We start from the raw sequence: 25,943 nt of genomic DNA, 5'->3' as shown, positions 1-25,943 counted from the left end.
GGTTTGCGATTCTGATGGAGGAAGGAGACATCATGTCCCGAAACGACTACGACCTGAGCCGCTTCTCCCGCCCGATGGACGCGGAGTCGGATGACGATGAGCCGACCGACCGGTTCCTGCGGCTGGCCTGCCTGAGCTACACCGAGCCGGAAATGGCCGCAATGGCTTTGGCGATGCTCGCGGAGGACCCCCTGCTCGCTTCGGCATCGCCGTACGCGCTGGCGGCCTGCGGTCGCGCGGAGGCGTTAGCGACATGGTTAACCGACGACCCGGCGGCAGCAACTCGCGAGGGTGGACCGCACCGGTGGCCGCCGCTGCTGTACCTCTGCTACTCGCGGCTCGCGCTCGGCGATGCCGTCGCGACGATGAGCGTGCTCCTCGAGGCGGGCGCCGATCCGAACAGCGGTTTCCTCTGGAAGGGACTTACTTCGCCATTCACCGCGCTCACCGGTGTACTCGGCGGCGGGGAGCGCGGCGAGTCGATGCATCCCCAGGGGGTGGCGCTCGCCGGGCTCCTTCTCAATGCCGACGCCGACCCGAACGACAACCAGGCCTTGTACAACCGGATGTTCCTCCCGGACGACGAACACCTCGACCCGCTGCTCTCCTCTGGAGCGGGCCGACCCCATGCCAGCCCGTGGCGGGAGCTGCTCGGCGCAGCGTATCCGTCGCCGGAGGAGATGATGGGCGAACACCTGCGATCGGCAGCGGAAAAGGGCTTCACCGCGCGAGTCCGCCGCTTGCTTGAACACGGAGTCGATCCGAACACCGTCGGCTACCATCCGATCCTCGGCGACGCGACGGCTTACGAGATCGCGGTACGCAACGGCCACCCCGAGGCGGCCGAGCTACTGGCTCGGGCCGGTGGGCACAGCGACCGGATCGAGCTCGTCGATGTGGTGCTCTCGGCCGTGCTCTCGGGCGGCCCAGTGCCCGACGAGGTCACCGATCTGCCTTCCGCACGGCCGGATGCGATGCGCCTCGCCGCGGAGCAACACGGGATCGACGCACTCGAACGGCTGCTCGCCCGGGGGTACGACGTCAGCACCCCCGGCCAGTACGGCACGACGGCGCTGCACGAGGCGGCCGCCCGCGGCGACACCTCGATGGCGCGCTGGCTGGTCGCACACGGCGCCGACCTGGGCGCGGAGGACGACCGGTTCGGCAGCACCCCCTCGGGATGGGCGTCTCACCTCGGTCATCCGGAGCTGTCCGCCGAGCTGTCGCCAGGGGCTAGTCAGTAGCCCCAGCCGCGTCCGAACATGCCGTCGAATTCCCCGCCCGACGGCCCGGCGCCCCGACGCGCTCCGAGATACGAGCTCACGACGGCGGCTCCGAGATCGTCGAGCTCCGGGGCAACGACCGTGCCGCCGACGCGCCGCGCCATCGAATCGATGAACCGGGCAAGTCCGGGATCGTCGCCGAGGCGGAAGAACGTGGTCTGGGCGCCGAGGCGCATCGAGTTCTCGAGCTCGCGCACGGCGTAGGCAACCGTGAGCGGATGCGGCGGATAGCTGAAGAAAACCTCACCGCTGGCTTCGAGGTGAGACGTCGGCTCCCCGTCGGTGACGATGAGCAGCACCGGCTGCGCATTCGGGTGCTTGCGGAAGTGACGGTTGGCCAACAGCAGCCCGTGGTGCAGGTTAGTGCCCTTCTCGTAGAGCTCCTCGAGCCCGGTGAGCTGTTCGATGTCGATGACCGACGCCGCCCGCCCGAAACTGATCAACTGCAGGTCGTCCCCGCGGAAACGGCTCGTGATGAGAGTGTGGAGGGCGAGCGCGGTGCGTTTCATCGGCACCCAACGTCCGTCCATCACCATCGAGAACGAGGTGTCGACCAGCAGTGCCACGCAGGCCTGGGTGCGTGCCTCGGTCTCCTGCACCTCGACGTCGCCGATCTCGATGCGGATGCCGGAGCCGGTATCGCCGCCCTCCCCCGCCGTGCGGGTCAGCGCATTCGTGATCGTGCGGGTGACGTCCCACGCCTCCGTGTCGCCGAAGGCCCACTCGCGGGTGGCCCCGGAACGCTCCCCCGCCGCCCCGGCCTGGCGCAGGTCGCGGTTGCCCTGGCGGCCGGAGAGACGGCCCGCGACATCCTTGAGCAGTGCCTTGCCGAGTTGGCGCATCGCCTTCGGGGTGAGTTTGAGCGTGCCATCCGAGCCTCTGCGAAGGGTGCCCGAGTCGCGAAGAGCCTTCTCGAGCGCCCGGAGGGTGCGGGCGTCGACCGCCGCGGCGTCGCCGAGTTGCCGGGTCAGTGCGTCGAGGTCGAGATCGTCGAGGCGCGAACCGTTGTAGGACTGGCCGAGCTGGTCGGCGAGGGCGTCGAGCTCGGCGATGTCCTGGAACACGCCGGTGCCGTCGCCGAGACCGAGGCCTTCCGATCCGTCCATCCGCTCCGATCCTCCCCAGTCCTCCCCGGGCCGGAGGCCGCGAAGGGAGCCATCGAGCTTGGCGAGCGACTGCATGAGCTCCGGTGATCCGAAGGCCTGCTGTGCAAGAGCGTCGAGCTCGTCGCGCTGCTCCTGGCTCATCGAGTTGCGCATCCGCTGCGCGGCGGCGGCCCGCTCGGCGAGCGAGTCGAGGAGCTCCTCGATGTTCTGGGGGTCGTCAGGGAAGTATTGCCCGTGTTTCGCCATGAATTCGTCGAACTGCTCGGGGGTGTCTTCGCCGCGGGAATGGGCGTCGAGCAACCCGTTGAGGTCGTTCATCATCTCGGTGATCGCCTCGCGATCGGCGTCGGTGGCATTCTCGAGCGCGCTCTTCATGCCGGCGAATCGCTGGTCGAGCAGTTCGCGACCCAGTAGGTCCTTGATCTTCTCGAAGTCGGCCCGCGCCTCGCTGCTCTTCCAGTCGTAGCCGTTCAGTTCGCTCACGGCCGCCGCCGGGGAGGCGGGCAAGTTATCGAGCTGCATCTCGGCAAGCATGCAGTCACCGTCATCCATGGTCGCATCGCGCGCCAATTGCTTGCGCTCGGCGAGAACAGCCTTCTCGAGGAGCGCCGTTATCTCCTGCAGGGTGCCATCGAGGTTGTGCTTCCTCGTGAGCTCACGCCGGCGCTCCGCGACCCGGCGGGCAAGGTCGTCGAGCCCGGCCTGGTCCTGTCCACCACGTCGGAGGAACTCGCGCATCGCGCGTTCGGGGGACGACCCGGCCATGACGTCTTCACCGATGGCATCGAGTGCCTCGGACAGGTCGACCGGCGGGGCGAGCGGATCTGGCCCTCCGTCATACCTGCCATAACGGGACGCGCGCGTCAACCGCCGATTGGTTCTAGCCATAGATGACCTCGCCGCCGCCGCTCTCCTTGCTGATTCGGCGCATGAGGTAGAGCCCCTCGAGGGCAAGCTCGATGGCGCCGGCCCGCTGCCCGTCGTTGGTCGCACCGAGGCGGTCGCAGATCTGGTCGTAGAGGTCGGACTCGCCAAGCACCGGTAGTCCGGCGAGGAAGTCTCGGGCGGTGACCTGTTCCCCGGTCGTGACCATAACGCCGCTCTCGATGGACTCGACAAGCACCGAGAAATCGAGGCCACGGAAGTGGGCGCGCACGGTCTCGGCCGTGGCGGTGCGCAACAGGTGGTCGAGGATCTCGTCTTCTCGCCCCTCCTCGCCTGACTCGAACTCGATCTTGCCGCCGAGCACGTCGACCGCCGTCTCCAGGTCGACCGGCCGGGCCACGGCATCCGTCTCGCTCTGGCGGGTAGCGCGGTGGATGGCGGCAGCCGCGATCGTCTCAGCGCCGGCGATCGCAAAGCGGGCGCTGACGCCGCTGCGCTGATCCACCGCGGTCGATTCGCGGAGCGCGCGGGTGAACCGGGCGAGGATCTCGACCAGGTAGTCGGGAACGTCGGCAACGAGATCCGACTCCTGGCGGATGATGGCGATCTCGTCGGCCAGCTCGGTGGGGTAGTGCGTGCGGATCTCGGCACCGAAGCGGTCTTTCAGCGGGGTGATGATGCGCCCGCGGTTGGTGTAGTCCTCGGGGTTGGCGCTCGCGACGACGAGCACATCGAGCGGCAGGCGAAGCACGTAGCCCCGGATCTGGATGTCGCGTTCCTCCATCACGTTGAGCATCGCCACCTGGATGCGCTCGGCGAGGTCCGGCAACTCGTTGATGGCAACGATGCCGCGGTGGCTTCGCGGGATAAGGCCGAAGTGGATGGTCTCCGGATCTCCGAGACTGCGCCCCTCGGCGACCTTCATCGGGTCGACATCACCGATCAGGTCAGCCACGCTGGTGTCGGGGGTCGCGAGTTTCTCGGCGTACCGCTCGTCCCGGCCGCGCCAGGCGACCGGCAGGTCGTCGCCCAGTTCGCCCGCGCGGCGCAGGCTCGTGGTGGTGATGGGTTCGAACGGATGCTCGCCGAGCTCCGACCCATCGATGACCGGTGTCCACTCGTCAAGCAGCCCGACCATCGTGCGCAGCAGTCGCGTCTTGCCCTGGCCGCGCTCGCCGAGGAGCACGATGTCGTGACCGGCGATCAGCGCACGCTCGAGCTGCGGGATCACCGTCGCTTCGAAGCCGTGAAGCCCCGGCCACGGGTCCCGGCCCTCGCGCAGGGCGGACAGGAGATTCTCGCGGATCTCGACGCGGAGCGTCTTCTGCTCATGGCCCGAGGACCGGAGTTCGCCGACGGTGGTCTGGGGTGGACGTATCACCCCAATAATTTTACGCCCGCCCGGGCGGCCACTTTCGGGTGTAGCCCGCTACGGGAGCACGTGACCGGCCGCGGTGAACAGGCGGTACCACTCCGGGCGGGTGAGCGGCAGGTCGGACCCGGCCGCCGAATCCCGTACTCGACCGATGTTCGTGGTTCCCAGCACCACCTGCATCCGGGCGGGATGGCGGGTGATCCACCCCACCGCGATGGCGGCAGGCGGCACGTCGTACTTCGCGGCGAGCTCGTCGATCACATCGTTCAGCTCGGCGTAGTTCTGCCGGTCGCCGAGGAAGACACCGTCGAAGAATCCCTTTTGGAACGGCGACCACGCCTGCAGGGTGATGCCCTTGAGGCGGCAGTAATCGAGGATGCCGTTGTCCCGATCGATCGACTGGTCGAGGCCTCCCATGTTGGCGGAGACCCCGGCCGCGATGAGGGGTGCGTGGGTGATGCTGAGCTGCACCTGGTTCACGACGAGAGGCTGGTTCAACGATGCGGCGAGCAGTTCGATCTGTCCGGGAGTGTGGTTCGACACCCCGAACTGCCGCACCTTACCGGCGCTGTGAAGGGTGTCGAATGCCGCGGCGACCTCGTCGGGCTCGACAAGCGCGTCCGGGCGGTGCAGCAACAGCAGGTCGAGGTAGTCGGTCTGGAGGGCGGCGAGGGATTCGTCGACGGACCGGAGGATGTGCTCTTTCGAATAGTCCCAGAAGCCCGAGCGGATGCCGACCTTCGACTGGATCGTGATGGCCGACCGCTCCGCCGGGGTGAGGGTGACCGCGTCGCCGAATCGTCGCTCGCATCCGTGAGTGGTGTCGCCGTACACGTCGGCGTGATCGAAGAAGGTGATGCCGGTGTCGATCGCGGCGCCCACCAGGGCGCGGATCTCGGCGTCGGAGAGCGGTTCGATCCGCATCAGTCCGAGGATGACGTTGGGAACTTCGACGGTCGAATTCAGGAGAGTCTGTGTCTTCATCCGTCAAGTCTGCGCCTTCGTGTGCGCGGGATCAGTCCGCCGGGGTGGGCCCCAGCCACTTGGAGCGCACCCGCACGTCTTCATTCCGGTAGCCGAGGTGGTCGTAGAAGCCAAGCACGGCTTCGTTCGTCGACCGGACCATGAGTTGCACCTTCACCACGCCGCGATCGCGCAGCCAGTTCTCCGCGGCATCCATAAGTCGGCTTCCCAGGCCCGTGCCACGTTCGGCTGCATCCACCGCGAGGTAGTAGATCCAGCCGCGATGGCCGTCGTGGCCGACCATCACCGTGCCGAGCAGGCGGTCCGCTTCAAAGGCTCCGAGTACGGTCGAGGTGGATCCGTCCAGCGCCCGGTGCAGATCGACCGCGGGCGGGTTCCATGGGCGGGTCAATCCCGATTCGTGCCAGAGGGCTGCGGCGGCATCGACGTCGGCGGGTGTGAGATCGCGGAGCTGCATGTTCCCAGACTGCCCCACTTCCTGCGGCAGCATCGCGTACGAGTGTGCGGAATCGACTCGGTAGTTGTTGCGAGTTTCGCGCGGGCAGAGTTGCAACGACTACCAACTCGATTGGGATGCCGAGCTGGCGGCATCCAGTCGGGAGACGTTGCGACTTCCTCGCGGGTCAACCCGCACCTACTCCCGACTCGATCGCGGGGCCCCGAGTTTGCGGATTCCACTCGGGAGAACCTGCGGATTCATCGCGGCTTAAGCCCTACTCCCGACTCGATTGCGGGCGGAGGCCGGTCGCCACGGGTGTGCACGGGGCGCCTGCGACAGACGCGCCGCATCAGCCCTCGGCGACCGGATGCGCTCCGAGGTGCAGGATCGCGGCCTGGGTGCGCCGCTGAAGCCCCAGTTTGGCCAGGAGGCCCGACACATAGTTCTTGACGGTCTTCTCGGCGAGCGAGAGCTCCGTGCCGATCTGGCGATTGGTGAGACCGGCGGCGATCAGGGAGAGGATCTGCGTCTCGCGGGCCGAAAGGGACCCGAGGCGCGGGTCGGTGTCCGTGCGGGTGTGGATGCGCTCGATCACCTTTCGGGTGAGCACCGGGTCGAGCAGCGAGCGGCCGGCCGCCACCTTGCGCAGCGAATCGACAAGCCCGCTGCCCCGGACATCTTTGAGTACATAGCCGGATGCCCCTGCGATGACGGCCGCGGAGAGGGCCTCGTCGTCGTCGTAGGCGGTGAGGATGAGGCATTTCACCTCGGGGTTCTGGGAACGCACATCCCGGCAGACGTCGATGCCGCTTCCGTCGGGCAGGCGGACGTCGAGCAACACCACGTCTGGCAGCGTCGCCGCGATGCGGGACCGGGCTTGGGCTGCGGTGCCCGCCTCACCGATAACCTCGAAGTCACCCTCTGCCGCGAGCAGCTCGGCGATGCCGCGTCGCACGATCTCGTGGTCGTCCACCAGGAATACGCGGATCACGATGCCACCCTTCCGTCGTCCGAGCCATCGATCGGAACGATCCAGCCGAGCCGGGTGCCGTCGGGCCCGGTATCCACTACGAAGGTTCCGCCGCGTGCCGTCGCCCGCGCCTCGAGGTTGGCGAGGCCGCTGCGCCGCGAGGTGTCGCCGATGCCTCCCCCGTTGTCGGAGATCACCAGCCGGATCATGCCGTCGACTACGTCGAGGGTGACCCCGGTCTGGTCGGCGGAGGCATGCTTTGCCGCATTCGCCAGGGCTTCCCGGGTCACCGCGACCACGTCATCGGCGAGTCCGCCGGTGACCACCAGATCGACGGGGCCGGTGAAGGCGACGGTCGGGCTCTTCTGGAGGCCCGAGCTGAGATCATTGGCGAGATCCAGGATGCGGTGGCGCACCGAATCGCGGGTGTCCTGGCGGGCGGAGAGCGCGAAGATCACCGTGCGGATCTGGGTGACGGCGGTGTCGAGGTTCGTGACCGACCGGAGGATGCGCTCGCGGTCGACCGGCGACTCGATGGATCCGGCCACGCTCTGCAACTCGAGACCGGTGCCGAACAGCTGCTGGATCACATGGTCGTGGAGGTCGCGCGCGATACGTCCGCGATCCTCGAGCAGCAGCATCCGCTGTTCGGATGCCCGGGCGCGTGCAAGTTGCATCGCCAGGCTCGCCTGGCCGGCGAAGTCGGCCGCCATCTCGAGATCGGACGGGGCGAAGCGCAACCCGCCGGCCATCCGGGCCACCAGCAGTACTCCTTCCGCCCTGCCGGAGGAGATGAGCGGGAAGGCCATCATCGGACCGAGCGGATGGTCGGTGGAGAAGAGCTCGGAGTCGGGACTGCCATCGCCGACGAGACGGGGCTGTTTGCCCTCGAGAACGCTGCCCGCAAGGGTGCCGGCCGACGGGAAGGTGCGCCCGACGAGGTCGGACTCTCCCTGGCCACGGGCGAGCTCCACGACGAGCGTGCCCGGGTTCGGCCCGGGAAGGATCATACAGACCAGGTCGCTCTCGGCGAGCACGAGCACGCGGCTCACCAGCGTCGACAGGGAGTCCGACTGGTCGGACGCGAGCATCGCCGCCGTGATCTCAGCCGAGGCGGCGGACCAGGCCTGCCGGTGCCGGGTCTCGGCGAACAGCCGAGCATTGTCGATGGCGAACCCCGCGGAGGCCGCGAGGGATTCGACGAGTTGCTCGTCTTCCCGGCTGAACGATCCGGAGGCCTGATTGCTGAGATACAGGTTGCCGTAGACGGAATCACGCACCCGGATCGGCACACCGAGGAAGCTCTCCATCGCCGGATGACTGGCGGGGAAGCCACTCGACCGGGCGTCGTCGTGGAGGTGCTCGAGTCTTATGGGTCGCGGGTCGTCGATGAGGGCACCGAGGAGTCCGTGTCCCTCGGGCAGATGGCCGATGACGGTCGCCTCTTCCGGCGGGATGCCCACGTGGATGAATTGCTCGAGTCCGCCGCCCGGAGCGATCACCCCGAGGGCGCCGTACTGCGAACCCACGAGCTCCACCGCGGCCTGCACGATCCGTTCGAGCACCACCGGAAGCTCGAGGTGCTCGACGACGGCGAGATTCGCCCGAAGCAGGGCGCGGAGGCGCCCCTGCGTGGCGAGAACATCCTGGGCACGGTCGACGAGATCGGCGAGAGCCCTGTCGAGCTCCGCGCGCGGTTCGTCGGGGAAGGTGAGCAGTTCGTCGTGCGATGCCACGTGACTCCTCTGCCGACACTGATCGCGGCCACCCGATTCGATCCGAATCGACGTGACTGCCGGCACGCAAGAGCGTAGCGCCTGAGCATGCGCGAGCGTTCAGGGAAGGCGGGACTTTAGGCCCCTCGGGTCACCGGGCACCGCTCCATGCTGGGAAAGACAGGGAAGTAGGGGCAGCGTGATGAACGGAATGATCCTGGTCGGCGTCGACGGGACTTCGGCATGCCACGCGGCGATCCGCTGGGCGGTCGGGCGCGCCGTGAGGCTCAAATCCCGAGTGACGCTCGTGCATGTCGTCGATGACGAGTGGGGAATGGTCGGCGAGCAGTCGATCTCCGAACTGCATCCCTCCGCTTACGAACTCGCGGAGAAAGAAGCGCTCTTTGCCCGCTCGATCGACTCGAGCGTCATCGTGACCACCAGGGTGCTGCTCGGGGATCCGATGGTCGAGCTCGGCGTCGCTTCCCGGGAGGTCGACCTCGTCGTGATCGGCACCCACAAGACCGGCTTCCTGCACGGGCGAGCCTTCGGCTCGCGCAGCCTTCAGCTCGCCGCGACGGCGTGGTGCCCGGTCGCGGTGATCCCTGAGGGATCGACCACCGAGCGCCATGGCATCGTCGCCGGCGTCGACGACTCCGATGCCGCACGTGCCGCCATCCGTTTCGCCGCGATGGAGGCGCACCGGGTGCACGAAGAACTGGTGCTGCTGCGCGCCTGGACCTCGGGTCCCCACGGTTCCGGTGCGGATGCCGAAGCGGGAGAGCAGCGCGCCCGGGACGCTCTCGAGACGCTCGGCTCCGATTCCGTGGCTCTGGCCCGCAGCGTCAGTGACACACTCCTCGTACGCACCCGCACCCTGCGTCGACCCGCGGCGGAAGCGCTCGTCGATGCCGGGATGTCGGCGGAGCTGCTGGTGATCGGCAGTTCCCGCCGACACGGCGCCCAGATGTCCGCCCTCGGCCCGGTGAGCCATGACGTGCTGCTCAACATCGCCGGGCCCACTCTCGTCGTGCACGGTGACACCGTCGCCGAGCCCGACCTCACAGCCGCCGAACTCTCAGCCCCTAGCCAACCGATCCGGAGACATCAGTGAACGACATCCTCAGTCCCCTCGTACTGTCGCAGTGGCAGTTCGGGCTCACCACGATCTACCACTTCCTGTTCATCCCCATCACGATCGGCATGGCCACCACCACGGCGGTCTTCCAGACGGCGTGGTATCGAACGGCGAAGGTGAAGTACCTGCACCTCACGCAGTTCTTCGGCAAGATCTTCCTCATCAACTTCGCGATGGGAGTGGTGACAGGCATCGTGCAGGAGTTCCAGTTCGGAATGAACTGGTCAACCTACTCGCGATTCGTCGGGGACGTCTTCGGCGCCCCCCTCGCGATGGAGGGGCTGCTCGCCTTCTTCCTCGAGGCGACCTTCATCGGTCTCTGGATCTTCGGCTGGGACAAACTGCCCAAGGGAGTCCACCTCGCCACGATTTGGCTCACGGCGGCCGGCACCATCCTTTCGGCCTACTTCATCCTTGCGGCGAACGCCTTCATGCAGAATCCGGTCGGCTTCCGCATCAACGAGGCCCGAGGCCGGGCCGAGCTCACCGACATCTGGGCGGTGCTCACCAACAAGGTCTCGCTCGCGTCGTTCCCCCACACGATCGCCGCGTCGTTCATGGTTTCCTCCGCGCTCGTGATCTGCATCGCAGCCTGGCACCTCTCCCGCAAGCAGAATCTCGACACGATGCGCCCGGCGATGGTCTTCGCACTCTGGACGATGATCGGTGCGGGCATCCTCACGGTGCTCACCGGCGACCAGCTCGGCCTCGTGATGGTGCAGACGCAGCCGATGAAGATGGCTGCGGCCGAAGCCGCGTACAACACGGTGAGCGGGGCGGATGCCTCGTTCTCGATCTTCACCCTCGGAACGCCCGACGGGGTGAGCGAGCTGTTCTCGATACGCATCCCCTACCTGTTGTCGTTCCTGTCGACGCACACGTTGACGGGCACGGTCGAGGGCATCAACGAACTGCAGGCCCAATACCGCACGCTCTACGGTCCCGGTGACTATGCGCCGGTCGTCTGGGTCACTTACTGGGCGTTCCGTTGGATGATCGGGCTCGGCATGCTCTCGGTGCTGTTCTCTGTGGCTGGCCTCTGGCTTCTGCGCAAGGGCCGTCTCCCGAAGAACAAGTGGGTCTGGCGGGTCGCGATCTGGGCCTTCCCGCTGCCGCTCGCCGCAATGATCATGGGCTGGATCTTCACCGAGATGGGTCGCCAGCCCTGGATCGTCTTCAGCCTGCTGAAGACCAAGGACGGGGTCTCCCCCAACCTCACCGGTCTCGACGTGCTGATCTCGATCGTCGCGTTCACCCTGATCTACGGCATCCTCGCGGTCGTCGAGTTCCGACTGCTCAAGCGTGCCGCCCAAAAGGGACCGGAGGGTGCGCCGGTCACCGACGCCTCCGACGCCCCCACCGCAACCGTGACTGTGTACTAGGAGACAATGATGGATCTCAATATCCTGTGGTTCTGGATCGTCGGCTTCTTCTTCATCGGTTACTTCGTGCTCGACGGTTTCGACTTCGGGGTCGGGATGGCGCTCCCGTTCCTCGGTCGCGACGACATCGATCGCCGGGTCATGATCAACACCATCGGGCCGGTCTGGGACCTCAATGAGACCTGGCTGATCGTCGCAGGCGCCTCTCTATTCGCCGCGTTCCCCGAGTGGTACGCCACCCTGTTCAGTGGGTTCTATCTCGCCCTGCTGCTCATCCTGCTCGCGCTGATCGCGCGCGGTGTCTCCTTCGAGTACCGGCACCACCGGCCGGAGTCGCGGTGGAAGAAGTGGTTCGACGGCATGATCGTGGTCGGATCGGCCGTGCCGGCACTGCTCTGGGGAGTCGCCTTCGCGAACATCGTGCAGGGGGTCGCGCTCGATTCCGGGCACAACTACACCGGCACACTGTTCGACCTCCTGAACCCTTACGCGCTGCTCGGCGGGCTCACCACCCTGATGTTGTTCTTCACCCACGGTGTCGTCTTCATCTCGCTGAAGACGGATGGCGACCTGCGGTTGCGGGCGCAGAAGCTGGCGGTGCGGTCGGGTGCACTCACGATCGTGGTCGCGGCGGTCTTCCTGCTCTGGACGAACCTCGCTCACGGCCAGGTCGCCTCCTGGCTGCTCGCGCTCCTGGCGGCGGTCCTGCTGATCGGCTCGTTCTTCGCCAACCTGCGCGGTCGCGAGCGCTATGCCTTCGGCCTGATGGCCGGAACCATCGCCATAGCCGTAGCGAGCCTGTTCGCCGCGCTCTTCCCCGATGTGATGCCCGCGAGCAACGATGTGGCCAATAGCCTCACCATCGCGAACGCCTCGAGTACCCCGTATACGCTCTCGGTGATGTCGTGGGTAGCGCTCGCAGTGCTGCCGTTCGTGCTGGCCTACCAGGCCTACACGTACTGGGTGTTCCGCAAGCGCATCACCCGCGCCTCGATCCCGGAAGAGACGCAGCCACTCGCGGACGCGACAGTCGTCGGCGGCTGAACCGATGCGTCCCCTCGATCCCCGGCTGCTGCACTATGCGGCCGCCGCCCGCACCTTCTTCGCAGTCGGCGTCGTGCTGGGGATCGTGCGGACGGCGAGCACTCTCGCGTTCTGTTTGCTGCTCTCGCAGGCGATCGTGGGGGCGATCGAGGGGCGGACGTTGGGGGAACTCGCTCCGGGCATCCTCTCCCTCGCCGGCGTGGGAATCGTGCGGGCGGGCGCGGTCTGGGCGACGGATGTTGCATCGGCTCGCGGCGCAGCCGTGGTGAAGAGCCAGCTGCGTCGGCGTCTGGTCGCCGGCCTCGCCCGGCTAGGTCCCGGCTGGCTGAGCACCCGCAACCGCGTGGATGTCGTTACGACGGCCGGCCCCGCACTCGACGCGCTCGACGGATACTTCTCGCTCTTCCTGCCGCAGCTCATCCTCACCGCGATCGCCACGCCGCTCGTGATCGTGGCGATCTTCTTCCAGGACATGCTGAGCGGCATCCTCGTGGTCGTCGCGCTGCCGCTGATCCCCATCTTCATGATCCTGATCGGACTGGCGACCCAGGCGGTGCAGCGCCGCCAGTGGTTGGTGCTCGCTCACTTGTCGAGTCGGTTCCTGGATGTGGTCGCCGGGCTCGCCACCCTCAAGATCTTCGGTCGCCAGCAGCGACAGGCTGCCCGCATCGCGACGCTCACCGAGGACTACCGCGTCGAGACGATGAAGGTGCTTCGCCTGTCATTTCTCAGCGGGTTCGCCCTCGAGCTGATCGGCAGCCTGTCGGTGGCGTTGGTGGCCGTCTCCGTCGGTCTGCGCCTCATCGACGGCAGCCTCACGCTTCCGGTCGGACTCTTCGTGCTGCTTCTCGCCCCCGAGGCCTTTCTGCCGTTGCGCCAAGTGGGTGCCAACTATCACGCGGCCGCCGATGGGGTCGCCGCCGTGGAGGACGTCTTCGACATCCTCGATTCGGCGCAGGCACTGCCGCCCGAGTCCGCGACGACTGTGGCATCGTGGGGCACCCTTCGCCCGTGTGACCTCCGATTCGATGAGGTGAGCGTGCGCTACGACGGCCGTACCGCGGTCGACAGGTTCTCCGCGGTGATCCGGACGGGCCGGGTGACTGTCTTGGCTGGCCCCAGCGGATCGGGCAAGTCGTCGCTGCTTGCCGCCCTGCTCGGATTCGTACCCTTCGATGGGACCATCGAGATCGGCGATGCCGGCTCCACAGCGCACCGACGATCCCTCACGGCCTGGGCGGGCCAGGGGGCGGCCCTCCTCGAGGGCACCATCGGCGAGAACGTGACTCTCGGGGATGCGGTGCCGGATGACACGATCGTGCGCCGCGCCCTCGATCTCGCAGCCCTCGGACGGCTCGATCCGCGCCGCCCGGTGACGGTGACCGGCAGCGGGCTCTCCGGCGGGCAGGCCGAGCGAGTCGTGGCCGCCCGTGCGATCTACCGCGGGCTCGTCCGAGGGTGCCCGGTGCTCGCCTTCGACGAACCGAGCGCCGCCCTCGACGCGGATGCTGAAGCAGGGCTGTTGCGCGGACTGCGCAGCCTCGCCGACGAGGGCTTCACCGTCCTGGTGGTCAGCCATCGACTGGCAGTCATCTCCGCTGCCGACGACGTGATCGAGCTGGGGGCCGTGGTCCATGTCTGACCGCCGTGACTCCGATTCCGCCGCGGCCGTGCTCCGGCTCGCCCAACCTCCCTTTCGCCGATTCGTGCCCGGGGTGTTCTTCGGCGTGGTCTCCGCCCTCAGCTCGGTCGGGCTGCTCGCGACCTCTGCGTGGCTGATCACGCGCGCGGCGGAGCATCCGCCGATCCTCTTCCTCGGCGCGGCGATCGTGGGGGTTCGCGCGTTCGCACTTCTTCGGGCCGCTTCCCGCTATGTGGAACGCCTCACCAGCCACGACGCGGCCTTCCGGCAGCTCTCCGCCCTTCGAGTGGGCATCTACCGCCGCCTGGTGCCGCTCGCTCCCGACGGATTGCGGGGCGGCGTCGGCGGCGCCGGCCGAGGCGACCTGCTGACGCGGCTCGTGAGCGACGTGGACGAACTGCAGAACCTTCCGTTGCGCGTGGTGCAACCCCTGGTGGTCACCGCCGTGACGGCCGTACTCAGCGTGATCGGCGTGAGCATCGTGCACCCCGCTGCGGGCGTGACGCTCGCGGTGACCCTCGTTCTCGCCTTCAGCGCTGCTACCGTCGTCCAATCCCTGATCGCCGGGCGGGCCGAACGGGCCATCGCCCCGCTGCGCGGGGTGCTCTCCGACCGGCTGCTCGACTTCGTGTCGAACCTCGACCTGTTCGTCGCCTACGACGCCGTGCCTGAGCGGACCGCAAACGTCGAATCGGCCGATCGCGCGCTGCGGATCGCGACCCTCGCCCGGGCCGGTGGCGCTGGTGCGACATCCGCCATCCTCTCCGCGCTGGCGACTCTCGCCTCGGTCGGTGCGCTCCTTGTCGGCATCCCGGCGCTCGGCCACGGGCTCCAGGGACCGGCGCTCACCGTGATCGCGCTGGTGCCGCTCGCCGTCTTCGAAGTCGTGGCCAGCGCACCTCTGGCGCTCGGTGCCTTCCGGCAGGTGCGTGCGAGCTCGTCCCGGGTGGCGGACGCCACCCCGGCGACGGTGCCATCGGAGATCCCCGACGACACCGCGGCCCCGCACCGCGCAATGGCCTCGACGCCGGGCGCTCCCATACTCCAACTGACATCGCTCGGCGCGCGCTGGCCGGGCAGCCCGGACGCCGCGTTCCGCGGTCTCGACCTCAGCCTGGTTCGGGGCGATCGTGTGGTCATCGAGGGAGCATCGGGCTCCGGCAAGACCACCCTCGCCCACGTGCTCGTTCGCTTTCTCGACTACAGCGGCAGCTATCGGCTCGGCGGCGTCGAAGCACGGGATCTCAGCACTGACTCGGTGCGCTCGGTCGTCGGACTCTGCGAGCAATCGCCCTATCTCTTCGATGAGGATATTCGCCAGAACCTGCTGTTCGCCCACGATTCGGCGACCGACGCGCAGCTGATGGCAGTGCTCGCCAGGGTCGGCCTCGCCGACTGGGCGCGCGAACGCGGCGGCCTGTCGGCTCGCGTCGGCGACGACGGGGCTCTCGTCTCGGGCGGACAGGCCCAGCGCCTCGCTCTCGCCCGCGCGCTGCTCGCCGACTTCCCGGTGATCGTGTTCGACGAGCCGACCGCCAATGTGGATCCCGAACGCGCTGCGGGACTGATGCGCGACATCCTCACCGCAGCCGTCGACCGCCCCGGCGAGGATTCGCGCACCGTCATCGTGATTTCCCACACACCGGTGCCCGACGACCTGGTCACCCGGCGCGTGCGTGTCGGCCTGCCGGTCACCGCCTGAAAGTAAGGCCCCGCTTCACGACAAAGGAAAGAGCACCATCATGAACGCTGAAGACGGAACCGAACAGACGGGTGAGGGCGCGGTCCACGTGCTTTCCGAGGCCGAATGCTGGCAGCTGCTCGACGGGTCATCATTCGGCCGGCTCGCCGTGAGTGTGGGCAACCAGCCCGAGATCTTCCCGGTCAACTACTACGCCGATGGCCGAACGGTGCTGTTCCGCACCGCAGAGGGCACGAAGCTGCTCGAGCTCACGATCAATTCCCTTGTGGCATTCGAGAGCGACTCCTACACCGACACCGACGCCTGGAGCGTCGTCGTGAAGGGCCGCGCCCGGGTGATCGAAAGCCAGCCGGAGATCTTCGCCGCCGACCAGTTGCCGCTGGCGCCGTGGATCCCGACGCTCAAGTACGTCTACGTGCGGATCGAGCCGACGGAGCTGAGTGGGCGTCGCTTCGATCGCGGCCCGGAGCCAGACCGCTACTGACGGTGGCGCGGGCGCTCTCGCGCGCTACGGATGCCGCGTAGCGTCGGCAAGCGATTCCGGGCGGTTGCGGACACTCCGGGCCGGCGTGCCGGCCCGGACGGACCGCATAGGCCCGGAAAGCGGCTCGGACGAGGGCGGGGTACCTCGGTCGAAGCCCGACCAGGGTGCTCGCTTCACGAGCTCGAGGCTTGCGAGGTAGACGGCCGCCAGGCCGAAGAGCACCAGCACCATGCCGACGGGCGGGGCGGTGAACCCGATCGCTCCCGCAAACGGAAGGAAAGGGATGGCGAGAGTGAGAAGGGCGATGCCGAGCACCGCAGCCCCGAAGAGCGCATCCGGGCGGCTGCGGAAGAATGCACGCCGGGTGCGGAGGGAGATGAGCACGATCATCTGGGTGAGGGCGGACTCGATGAACCACCCGCTCTGGAACAAGGATTCCGTGGCGTGGAAGACGGTGATGAGCAGGGCGAAGGTGGCAAGGTCGAAGATGGTGCTGAGTGCGCCGAAGACGATCATGAACCGGCGGACGGATCGGAGGCTCCACCGCCCCGGTCGTTCGAGACGCTCCGGATCGACGCGGTCGCGGGAGAGCAGCATGCTCGGGAGGTCTGCGAGGAAGTTGAGCAACAGGATCTGCCCCGGCAGCATGGGCAGGAAGGGCAGCACCGCCGACGCGATCACCATGCTGAGGACGTTGCCGAAATTCGAGCTGGAGGCGAACCGCACGTACTTGAGGGTGTTCGCGAACGTGCGGCGCCCCAGGCGCACGCCGTCGGCCACCACCGCAAGGCTCTTCTCGGTGAGCACGATCGCGGCGGCTTCGCGAGCGACATCCGTCGCCCCATCGACGGAGATCCCGACGTCTGCCGCGTGCAGGGCCGAACTGTCGTTGATGCCGTCGCCGAGGAACCCGACCGTCTGGCGACCCTCCTTCAGTGCGGTGACGATCTCCTCCTTGTGGCGTGGTTCCACTTCGGCAAAGACGTCGCACTCGGCCACGGCCCGACGCAGCCGGGCGGGACTCATCCGGTCGATCTCGGCACCGGTGACGACGAGGCCGGAGCGCAAGCCGATGCGGGATGCCACCGACTGCGACACGAACCGGCTGTCACCGCTCACCATCACGACCCGCACGCCGAGCGCGGAGAGGTCGGCGATCTCGAGGTTCACGTCGTCCTTCACGTCGTCGCGGAAGGTGAGGAGCCCGGTGAAGTCGAGGGCGGATTCTGCGGTGATGGTGATGGCCTCCCCCGCGGCGAGAGGGCGCGTCGCGATTCCGATAGCACGGAATCCGTCGGTGCCGAGCGAACGGTACTGGTCACGTATCCGCTGGAAGGCGGCGTCTGAGCTGTCGCCTCGCACGCTTCGACAGGCGGACAGCACCGACTCCACCGAGCCTTTCGCCAGGAGTGTCGGCACGCCGTCGAGCTGAACGCCCACCGACAGCCGCTTGCGCGCGAAGTCGTAGGGCACCTCGCCAAGCGAGGTCGCGGGCGCCGGCTGGTGCACCCGCAGGATGGCGTCGTCGAGCGGGTTGCGGTAGCCCTTCTGCAGCGCGGCGTTGATGCTTGCGAGTTCGATGAGCCGGGAATCCGCGCTGCCGTCCGGGGCGAGAGCACTCGAGAACTCGACGGTCCCTCCCGTGAGGGTGCCGGTCTTGTCTGTGCAGAGAACGGTGAGGGAGCCGAGATCCTCGATCACATCCAGCCGCTTCACGATCACGTGGTGCTTCGAGAGCGTGCGGGCGCCCGCCGAGAGGCTCACCGACACGATGGCGGGGAGCATCTGAGGCGTCACCCCCACGGCGAGAGCGAGCGAGAACAACAGTGCGTCGATGAGCGGGCGGCCGAGCACCAGATTGATCACGAAGACCGCGATGGTGAGGGCGATCGTCACCTGGAGAAGCAGGATGCCGAATCGGCTGAGCCCGTGCTCGAAGGCCGTCGGCGCCGGATGACGCACCAGCCTCGCGGCGACCGCCCCGAACTCGGTGTCTCGGCCGGTGTACACGACCAGTGCCACGCCGGTGCCGCTCACCACATGGGTTCCGCGGAAGACGCAGTTGGTGCGGCCCGCGAGCGGAGTGCCGGGGGCGAGGGAATCCGCCGCCGCCTTGTCGACGGGGATCGCCTCGCCGGTGAGCGCGGATTCGTCGACGACGAGGCTCTGCGCGGAGATGACGCGGCAATCGCCCGGCACGACATCCCCGGCCGACAGGTGCAGTTCGTCGCCGGCCCGCACGTCGGCGAGCACCAGGGTGAGCGTCTCCCCCTCGCGTCCCACTTCGATGGTGGACGACACACTGGCGAGCAGCAGGTGCACGTCCCGCGAGGCGCGAAGCTCCTGAGCGAAGCCGAGGCCGGCGCTCGCAAGCACGATGACACCGATGATGATGCCGTCGGTGGAGTCCCCGACGGCGATCGCGACCGCCGCGGCCATCACGAGGATGAGTGTCACCGGCGACAGGAACTGCCGCAGCGCCAGCGCCGGCCAGGACAACCGGCGCGGAGGGAGAGGCTCGGTTCGCGGGGTCGCCGCGATCTCCCGGACGCGCGGGACGGGCGCACTCCACAGTGCGGAGTGCGCGGCTGCGCCGCCGGGCTCGATCACCGGGTCGCGGGTTCGGTCACCGGGTGAGACCAGGGATCAGTGGACGACAAGAACGGGGCAGTGCGCCTTCTCCGCACAGGCCGAGCTGACCGACCCGAGCAGGAGCCCGACTACTCCCCCGTGGCCGCGGCTGCCCACCACCAGCATCTCCGCTCCTTCGCTGGCGTCGATGAGGCGCTGTGAGGGGCTGCCTTCCGCGGATCCCGTGGTCACCCACGGGGGGACCGAGGTGCCGAACTGATGAGCGAGGGCCTCGCTGAGGATCTCTTTCGCATCCTTTTCCGGTGACCAGTTGGTGACGCCGATGTCGTTGTACTCGGTGAAATATTTCCAGGTGGTGACCACCTCGAGCCCGGTGTTCAGCGAGCCCGCGAGGTCCAGCGCCTTGGCAAGGGCACGGAGGGACGCCGAAGAGCCGTCGACGCCCACGACGATGCGCCCGACGCGGGCAGACACGGCTGTCGGCGCGGCGGCCGCATCCGGGCTGTGACGCTGGAGAACGTCCGACTCATAGCGGGCGCCATCGGGATCGGCCACGAAGTGGGAGGGCTGAGTGGCGGCGGTGTCGCTGATCGGTTGCATGACACCAGTTCACGCCAGGGTGGCCCCCGCGCCTAGGGACCTTAGGCCCGATTCGTCGAGGGTGTTCGGCGACCACCGAGTGGACGCTCGTCCAGCGGCAGCACCGCCGGCGCCCCGAAGACTCCGGTGAACGACGCGGCGGTCAGCGCGCCAGCGGCGAGGATAGCCGCGAGAACGACCACTTGGAACTGGGCCGCCTGGATCGGCGATGCCCCGGCGAACACGGCTCCGACGAAAGCGCCGGGGAGCGTGACGATGCCCGTCGTGCGAGTCTGGTCGGTCGACGGGATGAGCGCCGTCGAGGCAGCGGACCGCACGGCTCGCAGGGCGGATCGGCGAGCGGTGGCGCCCAACGACAACCAGGCCTCCATCTCGTCGCGTTGGGACAGGTAGAGCGATCCGAGAGAGCGACCCATCAGCGTGCAGACCGTCATCGTGTTGCCGACGACGATTCCCCCGAGGGCGAGAAGGTACCGCGGGCTGAACGCCACCGCTCCGGTGGAGAAGACGACCACGAGGGGGATCGCGGATGCCACGACCACCGTTGCGGCGATGGGCAGGAGGTAGCGCGCCGGCACCCGCAGTCGCCGGTAGATCACCCAGGTCGCCGCTGCGACCATCACCGCGAGGAACACGGCCACCCACCAACGACTGCTGATCACGCCGCCGAGGATCAGGCTGAGGATGCCGAGCTGCACGACGGCCCGGAGTATCGCCCACGGCTGAAGCCAGGGATTCTCGAGCCGCAGGGCGAGCACAACCGCCAGGGTGATGGCGGCGAGCAATACGAGGGCGATGATCGTGACGACAGGGGTCATGGGCACCTTCCTCCTTGTCTGGACATTTAGGCGCCGAAAAGCCGGCGGCCGCGTTTTTCGAGCAGCTCGTAGGCATCACTGTAAGTCTTCGGCAACGGATCACCCGGTTGACCGTACTTCGCCAGCAACAGGCTGAGGAGAGCGACAGCGGGAGGGCTCAACGCCGAGTCGTTGTCCGCCGTCGGTGCCGGGGCATCCGCCTCGGGGTTCGGAGGCACGTAGTGCGCGGTTGTGACGGGCCAGGTCGCCGGATTTCGTGCCGACGTCAGAGTGACCGCTCCCGCGAGCGACCTCGCATTGCGGTCGCGGCTCGTCAGGTGCGGCAGGTCGTACTGGTTGCACAGTGTGCGGATGACCGCACCGTGGTGCATCTGCTCGTTGAGGACCGCACCGCTGGGGGTGTAGGCGGAGATTGCGATCGTCGGCACGCGCACACCGAGCCGATCGAATCCGAAGTCGAGCTCACCGGGAGGGCCGGGTGCCGCAGCCGCGGGTGGGGGTACGTGGTCGAACGTTCCGCCGGTCTCGTCGAACGTGACGAGCAGCATCGTGTTCAGGGCGTGGGAACCGTCTTTGACGGCGCTTGTGCGAATCGACGTGTACACCTCGTGGAGCAGTTGCTCTCCGGCCCGCACATCGGAGACCGCTCCCCCGGAGATCACCTGGCCGTCGACTTCGGCGACTGTGAGATTGCCGATCGGCGGGTGCATGTCGTTGTGGTTGTAGATCGTGCGCGGCTCGATGAAGGCGTAGGCGGGCAGCGTTGAGCGTCGGGTCGATCCACTTCGCGAACCCACCCGCGCCCTTGTTGAGCGTGAACCCGTGCGAGGTTGACGCGTGGAAGAACGATCGGTTGGCGAAGGTCTGCGACGGCACCGCGCAGTGCCAGTGGTCGTAGACGGCGAAATGCCGGGCAAGGGTGGAGAATACCGGCACCATGGCTGGGGTGTAGCCGCCCATGATGACGCGGTACTGCTCAGGAGTCGGCTCGGCGCCAGCGCTGTGGAACCGGTAGTTGTTGATGTAGTCGACGACGAACCCGGACATCGTCGCAGCAGCGCCCTCGGCTGGGGCGTTGTACGGGGGCGCCATCGCATCCGCCGCTATCGAGGCGTTTCCCGGTGGGTCGACGACACCGAACAATTGGGTGTTGATGCGGGGGTACTCTTCGCCCGCATTCGGCGAGGGGCTGGACATTATGGTGTCCGTGGAACCGGTGTAGGGGTGCGCGCCAACCCTGCTGCCGTCCGGTGCGGTGTTCGCGTAGTCTCCGCCGTCGAGACCGTCGAACCTTTGGCCAGCGGGCACCGGTGTGCCGGCGGCGGAGTAGAGATAACCGAGGACGTTGTCGAACGAGCGGTTCTCGAACATCAGCACGACGAGATGATCGAAGCCTGGCCCTTCGGGCCGCTCGGGCAGCGTCGTCGACGACCGGATCACGGATTGCACCGCCGCCGTTCCCCCGACGCCGGCCACTACGCCCGCCGCACCCCACGCGGCACGGCGAAGGAAACGACGCCGGGCCGGCGACTTCGGCTCGCTCGAGCCGGGCGCGCACTCATCCGGGGAGGTGTCGTCGTCCATCGTGAGGGAGAATCTATCCCACACGACTCGCGCCACTTCGCGTTCACCGTCATGCCGTACAGTGCGCCCGTGACTTTCCCCGCTTCCCTCGTTCGCCGACTGGGCCTCGGGGACGCGGTGTTCATCGGCCTCGGCTCGATGATCGGCGCGGGCGTCTTCGCCGCTTTCACACCGGCCGCGCGAGCGGCGGGGAGCGGGCTCCTGGTGGGACTGGTCGTCGCCGCTGTCGTGGCGTTCTGCAACGCCACTTCCTCGGCCCAGCTCGCGGCGGCCTACCCCACCTCCGGCGGCACCTACGTGTATGGGCGCGAGCAGCTCGGACCGTGGTGGGGATTCTTTGCCGGCTGGAGCTTCGTGATCGGCAAGACCGCGTCGAGTGCGGCTATGGCCCTCACCTTCGCGGCGTACGCGGTGCCGGCCGCGTGGCAGCGCCCGACGGCGATCGCGGCGGTGGTGCTGCTCGCCGCGGTCAACTATCGCGGCGTGACCCGCACCGCCACGCTCATCCGTGTGCTGGTGGTCTTCGTACTCGTGGTGCTCGCCGTCGTCGTGGCCGCCGGAGTCTCCTCGCCGCGCCTGGGCGTCGATCCGATCGGAGACGTCGCGAGCCACGGATGGTACGGCGTGCTCCAGTCCGCAGGAATTCTCTTCTTCGCTTTCGCCGGTTACGCGCGAATCGCGACGATGGGCGAAGAAGTGCGCGACCCCCGGCGAACTATTCCCCGGGCCATCGTCATCGCGCTGTCGATCGCCGTCGCGGTCTACGCGGTCATCGCCGTGGTCGTGCTCGGTTCCCTGGGAGCTGTGGGGCTCGGCATGACGCCGGCTGCGCTGTCCGGGGTCATCGGTGCGAGTGGCTGGAAATGGGCGGCTCCTCTTGTGGTGATCGGCGCCGCTGCCGCGTCGCTCGGGGCCCTGCTCGGGCTCATCGCCGGCATCGGGCGCACCGTGCTCGCGATGGCTCGGGAGGGCGATCTGCCGAGATCGCTGGCCGTGATCCATCCACGATTCGGTGTGCCCCATCGCGCAGAGGTGGCGCTCGCCGTGGTGGTGTGCGCAATCCTTCTCGTCGTCGACGTGCGTGGTGCCATCGCGTTCTCCTCGTTCGGCGTGCTGTTGTACTACTTCGTCGCCAATCTCGCGGCATTCACCCAGAGCCGCGCGCACCGCCGATTCCCGCGAGCGGTGCAGATGCTCGGAGCGGTGGGGTGCTTCGTCCTGGTAGTCACCCTCCCCCCGAGCGGGATCATCATCGGGATCGGAGTGGTCGCCGTCGGGGTCGTGGGACGGGTCGTCGTGATCGCTCTGCGGCGACGGAAGGCGCGCCGCACGGAGGTGTAGGAGAGCCTTCCCTTCGTGGAAATCGCGGAACAAAGAGGGTTGCATAGGGGCATGACCAGTGAGATCGCCCCGAACCAGCAGGCTGCCGAACCTCACATGGGCGGCGTCGCTCAGCGCCTCAATTGGCTGCGCGCCGGCGTTCTCGGAGCGAACGACGGAATCGTGTCAGTCGCGGCGATCGGTGTCGGAGTCGCCGGTGCGACCACGGCGACCGCCCCCATCCTCACCGCTGGTCTCGCCGCCCTCGTCGGCGGAGCGATCTCGATGGCTCTCGGAGAGTATGTCTCAGTGAGCGGCCAGCGCGACAGCGAGCACGCCCTGATCGAGAAGGAGCGCCGCGAGCTCGAGGAGACACCCGATGAAGAGCTGGCCGAGCTTGCAGGGCTGTATCAGGCGAAGGGGCTGAGCAAGGAGACCGCACTCACCGTCGCAACGGAGCTCACCGCGCATGATGCGCTTGCCGCTCACCTGTCCATCGAGCTGAACATCGACCAGGACGATGTGGTGAGCCCCTGGCACGCCACCTTCGCCTCGGCCGCCGCTTTCCTGGTCGGCGGCATCATCCCGTTGCTCGCGATCCTGCTGCCGCCGCAGAACCTTCGCGTGCCCGTGACATTCATCGTGGTGCTACTGGCGCTCGCCGCCACGGGCCTGATCAGCGCCCACCTCGGGGGCGCCGGCCGCGTGCGGGCAGCGGCCCGCGTCGTCATCGGCGGTGCGCTCGCGCTCGTGGCGACGTTCACCATCGGCGCGCTTCTCGGCACGACCGGCGTTGTCTAGCCCGTCGCGCGTCGCCCGGGCCCGGATCCTCGTTGTCGAGGATGACGAGGCGATGGGCGCCCTCATCGAGCGCGGGCTCACCGGCGAGGGCTACGACATCACGCTGGTGTCCAATGGGATGGAAGCGCTCATCGCGGCCGCCAACGAGGATTTCGCGGCCGCAGCGATCGATGTGATGATGCCCGAGATGACAGGTTTCGAGGTGTGTCGGCACCTCCGCCAGCATGGCAGCACCCTGCCGGTGCTGCTCATCACCGCCCGGGATGCCATCGAAGACCGGGTCTTCGGCCTCGATTCGGGCGCGGACGACTATCTCACCAAACCGTTCGCTTTCGCGGAGTTCAGCGCCCGCATCCGTGCCCTCGTGAGAAGAGACGCCTCGACGCCCAAACCCGTGCTGCGACTGGGGGCGCTCTCGCTCGACACCGCAGCCGTCAGGGCCTCCATCGACGACCGGCCGCTGCCCCTCAGCACGAAGGAGTTCTCGCTGTTGCGGTACCTCGTGTCCCGCCAGGGCGAGACCGTCTCCCGCACCGACATCCTGCAGGAGGTCTGGGGCACCACCCGTCATATCGACCCCACGATCGTCGACCAGTACGTGCGGTATCTGCGACGCAAGCTCGACCCGGTGGAGGCGGGCATCACCATCGTCACCGTGCGCGGATCCGGCTATTCCCTCGTCGCGGACGGTGGTTGACCGTGCTGCAGAGCCTCACCATCCGTGCGCGGATCACCATCGGCAGCGTGCTCGTCGCGGCGGTGATCTTCGCGATCGCCCTGTTCGCGGCGCACGCGCAGGTCGTTTCGATCCTGTCCGCATCCGATGCCTCCCTCGCCCGCGCCGACCTCGACTCCTATGCGGCCGAGATCGTCGCCGATCCCTCGGGACTCGTGGATGACTCCGGCAAGGGCCTGCTCGTCTTCGTGAGAGATCCGAACGGCCAGGTGAAGCTCGACACCCTCCCCCACGACATCCGTGAGACCGTCGAGCGCCGGGACGGTCGTGACGAGACCTTCACGTCCGGCGAAGACGGCACCTCTTTCGTCGTGGTCGGCAGGCTCGTCGAGACGAAGACGGGCGAGTGGTCACTGTGGGCCGCACGCAGCACCGCCTCGAGCCAGCTCGCCATGCGGAGCCTCGACACGGCGTTCGTCATCGGTGGCATTGCGCTGCTCGCAGCCTTCGGGTTCGCCTCGTGGTTGCTGGCCTCCGCCGCGCTCGGACCGGTGCGACGGATGCGGCAGAAGGCCGAGTCCCTCGGGATGGACTCGACAGCGGTGCTTCCGGTCGGCCGGGCACGAGACGAACTCTCTGAGCTCGCCACGACGCTCAATGCCTTCCTCGGCCGGGTGCGGGCGTCGAGCGCGCGGGAGAAACAGGTGGTGTCGGATGCCGCCCATGAGCTGCGCACGCCGCTCTCGGCGCTGAAGACCCAGCTCGAGCTGGCCCATGACGACTTCGGCGATGCCGCCGCCCTCGGCGCCCAGGTCATCGCTGCGGAGACCTCTGTCGCGCGCCTCTCGTCGCTCGCCACTAACCTGCTCGAACTCTCCCGACTCGATTCTCACCCCACACCCGTTCGCCCGAGTTCCGCCGACGAGCTCGTCTCCGAACTGATGGGCAGCATCGACCGGGCCCGACTGATCGGGCTGGAGAAGGGAGCCGAGGTGGGATTCACCGTCTCCCCCCTCGATGCCCGCGCGCGTTTCGCCCTCAGCGCGGAGAGTTTCGCCAGGCTGGCCGACAACCTTCTCGCGAACAGCCTCGCGGCGATCGCCGCCGAGGGATCGGTGGATGCCGACCTCACACAGGATGCCGGGACACTCGTATTGCGGATCACCGACACCGGCCCCGGCATGCCGGAGGGCTTCCTCCCCCACGCGTTCGATCGGTTCTCGCGACCCGACGACTCCCGCACGGCGAGCACCGGCGGAAGCGGCCTCGGACTTGCGCTCGTGCAGGCCATCGCCACGGCCGCCGGCGGCACCGTCTCGCTCGAGAACACCGGCTCCGGACTGGCCGCGACAGTGTCGATCCCCAAGATGTGAGAACTCACGCGGGAGTCTTGTCCCGTTCAC

The 25,943-nt window shown here is 67.8% G+C and carries 21 protein-coding genes and 1 pseudogene; 11 read left to right on the top strand and 11 right to left on the bottom strand.

The window, feature by feature from the left end:
- The first annotated feature begins 32 nt into the window (after positions 1-32).
- Positions 33-1,244, top strand: coding sequence for an ankyrin repeat domain-containing protein (locus tag ACVXZ4_RS09685; protein WP_461794647.1), 1,212 nt, complete (start codon positions 33-35; stop codon positions 1,242-1,244).
- On the opposite strand, the gene ACVXZ4_RS09680 is transcribed toward ACVXZ4_RS09685, so the two are convergent.
- The 6 genes from ACVXZ4_RS09680 to ACVXZ4_RS09655 all read right to left on the bottom strand — a co-directional run bounded on the left by ACVXZ4_RS09680 (position 1,238) and on the right by ACVXZ4_RS09655 (position 8,778).
- A complete protein-coding gene (locus ACVXZ4_RS09680) occupies positions 1,238-3,277 on the bottom strand; it encodes a vWA domain-containing protein (protein ID WP_461794646.1) in 2,040 nt (679 codons plus the stop codon). The two genes, ACVXZ4_RS09685 and ACVXZ4_RS09680, sit on opposite strands and share 7 nt — an antisense overlap.
- Positions 3,270-4,655 (bottom strand): MoxR family ATPase, encoded by a 1,386-nt coding sequence (locus tag ACVXZ4_RS09675; RefSeq protein WP_461794645.1) that lies wholly within the window; start codon positions 4,653-4,655, stop codon positions 3,270-3,272. Before ACVXZ4_RS09675 ends, ACVXZ4_RS09680 begins: the two co-directional genes overlap by 8 nt.
- A gap of 48 nt (positions 4,656-4,703) precedes the next feature.
- Entirely contained in the window at positions 4,704-5,633 is a 930-nt protein-coding gene (locus tag ACVXZ4_RS09670; RefSeq protein ID WP_461794644.1) for an aldo/keto reductase, read from the bottom strand.
- Between the two features lie 31 nt (positions 5,634-5,664).
- The gene (locus ACVXZ4_RS09665; protein ID WP_461794643.1) at positions 5,665-6,090 is read right to left on the bottom strand and encodes a GNAT family acetyltransferase; all 426 of its coding nucleotides are present in this window, start codon (positions 6,088-6,090) and stop codon (positions 5,665-5,667) included.
- Between the two features lie 331 nt (positions 6,091-6,421).
- Positions 6,422-7,063: a response regulator gene (locus tag ACVXZ4_RS09660; RefSeq protein WP_461794642.1), complete on the bottom strand. Its 642-nt coding sequence runs from the start codon at positions 7,061-7,063 to the stop codon at positions 6,422-6,424.
- Positions 7,060-8,778, bottom strand: coding sequence for a sensor histidine kinase (locus ACVXZ4_RS09655; RefSeq protein ID WP_461794641.1), 1,719 nt, complete (start codon positions 8,776-8,778; stop codon positions 7,060-7,062). The genes ACVXZ4_RS09660 and ACVXZ4_RS09655 overlap by 4 nt, the downstream gene beginning before the upstream one ends.
- 181 nt (positions 8,779-8,959) lie before the next feature.
- On the opposite strand from ACVXZ4_RS09655, the gene ACVXZ4_RS09650 reads away from it, so the two are divergent.
- Genes ACVXZ4_RS09650 through ACVXZ4_RS09625 form a run of 6 tightly spaced genes read left to right on the top strand, consistent with a single transcriptional unit; the run spans position 8,960 to position 16,149 of the window.
- Positions 8,960-9,871: a universal stress protein gene (locus tag ACVXZ4_RS09650; RefSeq protein ID WP_461794640.1), complete on the top strand. Its 912-nt coding sequence runs from the start codon at positions 8,960-8,962 to the stop codon at positions 9,869-9,871.
- On the top strand, positions 9,868-11,277 hold the full coding sequence (locus ACVXZ4_RS09645) for a cytochrome ubiquinol oxidase subunit I (RefSeq protein ID WP_461794639.1): 1,410 nt from the start codon (positions 9,868-9,870) through the stop codon (positions 11,275-11,277). Before ACVXZ4_RS09650 ends, ACVXZ4_RS09645 begins: the two co-directional genes overlap by 4 nt.
- A 9-nt stretch (positions 11,278-11,286) precedes the next feature.
- A complete protein-coding gene (cydB, locus tag ACVXZ4_RS09640; RefSeq protein WP_461794638.1) occupies positions 11,287-12,321 on the top strand; it encodes a cytochrome d ubiquinol oxidase subunit II in 1,035 nt (344 codons plus the stop codon).
- Between the two features lie 4 nt (positions 12,322-12,325).
- Positions 12,326-13,963 (top strand): thiol reductant ABC exporter subunit CydD, encoded by a 1,638-nt coding sequence (cydD, locus tag ACVXZ4_RS09635; protein ID WP_461794637.1) that lies wholly within the window; start codon positions 12,326-12,328, stop codon positions 13,961-13,963.
- On the top strand, positions 13,956-15,665 hold the full coding sequence (gene cydC, locus ACVXZ4_RS09630) for a thiol reductant ABC exporter subunit CydC (protein WP_461794636.1): 1,710 nt from the start codon (positions 13,956-13,958) through the stop codon (positions 15,663-15,665). The genes cydD and cydC overlap by 8 nt, the downstream gene beginning before the upstream one ends.
- 40 nt (positions 15,666-15,705) lie before the next feature.
- Positions 15,706-16,149, top strand: coding sequence for a pyridoxamine 5'-phosphate oxidase family protein (locus ACVXZ4_RS09625; RefSeq protein ID WP_461794635.1), 444 nt, complete (start codon positions 15,706-15,708; stop codon positions 16,147-16,149).
- A gap of 24 nt (positions 16,150-16,173) precedes the next feature.
- Here the strand turns inward: ACVXZ4_RS09625 and mgtA are convergent, their stop codons facing one another.
- The 5 genes and pseudogenes from mgtA to ACVXZ4_RS09600 form a co-directional block, all read right to left on the bottom strand.
- A complete protein-coding gene (gene mgtA / locus ACVXZ4_RS09620) occupies positions 16,174-18,606 on the bottom strand; it encodes a magnesium-translocating P-type ATPase (RefSeq protein ID WP_461794634.1) in 2,433 nt (810 codons plus the stop codon).
- Positions 18,607-18,795: 189 nt separating this feature from the next.
- On the bottom strand, positions 18,796-19,341 hold the full coding sequence (locus ACVXZ4_RS09615) for a universal stress protein (protein WP_461794633.1): 546 nt from the start codon (positions 19,339-19,341) through the stop codon (positions 18,796-18,798).
- 41 nt (positions 19,342-19,382) lie between these two features.
- Entirely contained in the window at positions 19,383-20,159 is a 777-nt protein-coding gene (locus tag ACVXZ4_RS09610; protein ID WP_461797953.1) for an ABC transporter permease, read from the bottom strand.
- A 26-nt stretch (positions 20,160-20,185) separates the two neighbouring features.
- Complete coding sequence (locus tag ACVXZ4_RS09605) at positions 20,186-20,956, bottom strand: alkaline phosphatase family protein (RefSeq protein WP_461794632.1); 771 nt, start codon at positions 20,954-20,956, stop codon at positions 20,186-20,188.
- Positions 20,957-21,020: 64 nt separating this feature from the next.
- Positions 21,021-21,530: pseudogene (locus ACVXZ4_RS09600) on the bottom strand (alkaline phosphatase family protein); the annotation flags it as partial.
- A 282-nt stretch (positions 21,531-21,812) separates the two neighbouring features.
- On the opposite strand from ACVXZ4_RS09600, the gene ACVXZ4_RS09595 reads away from it, so the two are divergent.
- Genes ACVXZ4_RS09595 through ACVXZ4_RS09580 form a run of 4 tightly spaced genes read left to right on the top strand, consistent with a single transcriptional unit; the run spans position 21,813 to position 25,913 of the window.
- A complete protein-coding gene (locus ACVXZ4_RS09595; protein ID WP_461794631.1) occupies positions 21,813-23,084 on the top strand; it encodes an APC family permease in 1,272 nt (423 codons plus the stop codon).
- A gap of 51 nt (positions 23,085-23,135) precedes the next feature.
- Positions 23,136-23,864: a VIT1/CCC1 transporter family protein gene (locus ACVXZ4_RS09590; protein WP_461794630.1), complete on the top strand. Its 729-nt coding sequence runs from the start codon at positions 23,136-23,138 to the stop codon at positions 23,862-23,864.
- A 52-nt stretch (positions 23,865-23,916) separates the two neighbouring features.
- Positions 23,917-24,561, top strand: a complete 645-nt coding sequence (locus ACVXZ4_RS09585) for a response regulator transcription factor (protein WP_461794629.1) — start codon at positions 23,917-23,919, stop codon at positions 24,559-24,561.
- Positions 24,562-24,563: 2 nt separating this feature from the next.
- On the top strand, positions 24,564-25,913 hold the full coding sequence (locus tag ACVXZ4_RS09580; RefSeq protein WP_461797952.1) for a sensor histidine kinase: 1,350 nt from the start codon (positions 24,564-24,566) through the stop codon (positions 25,911-25,913).
- Positions 25,914-25,943 lie beyond the last annotated feature (30 nt).

This window comes from Lacisediminihabitans sp. FW035 (assembly GCF_054880895.1).
The sequence above is the reverse complement of the archived record's forward strand: the minus strand, read 5'-3'. Positions and strand labels throughout refer to the sequence as shown.

Bases quoted from the DNA above. Each gene is read 5' to 3' on its own strand.
- ACVXZ4_RS09685 (WP_461794647.1), top strand. From the start codon at position 33: ATGTCCCGAAACGACTACGACCTGAGCCGCTTCTCCCGCCCGATGGAC.
- ACVXZ4_RS09680 (WP_461794646.1), bottom strand. From the start codon at position 3,277: ATGGCTAGAACCAATCGGCGGTTGACGCGCGCGTCCCGTTATGGCAGG.
- ACVXZ4_RS09670 (WP_461794644.1), bottom strand. From the start codon at position 5,633: ATGAAGACACAGACTCTCCTGAATTCGACCGTCGAAGTTCCCAACGTC.
- ACVXZ4_RS09665 (WP_461794643.1), bottom strand. From the start codon at position 6,090: ATGCAGCTCCGCGATCTCACACCCGCCGACGTCGATGCCGCCGCAGCC.
- ACVXZ4_RS09650 (WP_461794640.1), top strand. From the start codon at position 8,960: ATGAACGGAATGATCCTGGTCGGCGTCGACGGGACTTCGGCATGCCAC.
- cydB (WP_461794638.1), top strand. From the start codon at position 11,287: ATGGATCTCAATATCCTGTGGTTCTGGATCGTCGGCTTCTTCTTCATC.
- cydD (WP_461794637.1), top strand. From the start codon at position 12,326: ATGCGTCCCCTCGATCCCCGGCTGCTGCACTATGCGGCCGCCGCCCGC.
- cydC (WP_461794636.1), top strand. From the start codon at position 13,956: ATGTCTGACCGCCGTGACTCCGATTCCGCCGCGGCCGTGCTCCGGCTC.
- ACVXZ4_RS09625 (WP_461794635.1), top strand. From the start codon at position 15,706: ATGAACGCTGAAGACGGAACCGAACAGACGGGTGAGGGCGCGGTCCAC.
- ACVXZ4_RS09615 (WP_461794633.1), bottom strand. From the start codon at position 19,341: ATGCAACCGATCAGCGACACCGCCGCCACTCAGCCCTCCCACTTCGTG.
- ACVXZ4_RS09610 (WP_461797953.1), bottom strand. From the start codon at position 20,159: ATGACCCCTGTCGTCACGATCATCGCCCTCGTATTGCTCGCCGCCATC.
- ACVXZ4_RS09590 (WP_461794630.1), top strand. From the start codon at position 23,136: ATGACCAGTGAGATCGCCCCGAACCAGCAGGCTGCCGAACCTCACATG.
- ACVXZ4_RS09585 (WP_461794629.1), top strand. From the start codon at position 23,917: ATGGGCGCCCTCATCGAGCGCGGGCTCACCGGCGAGGGCTACGACATC.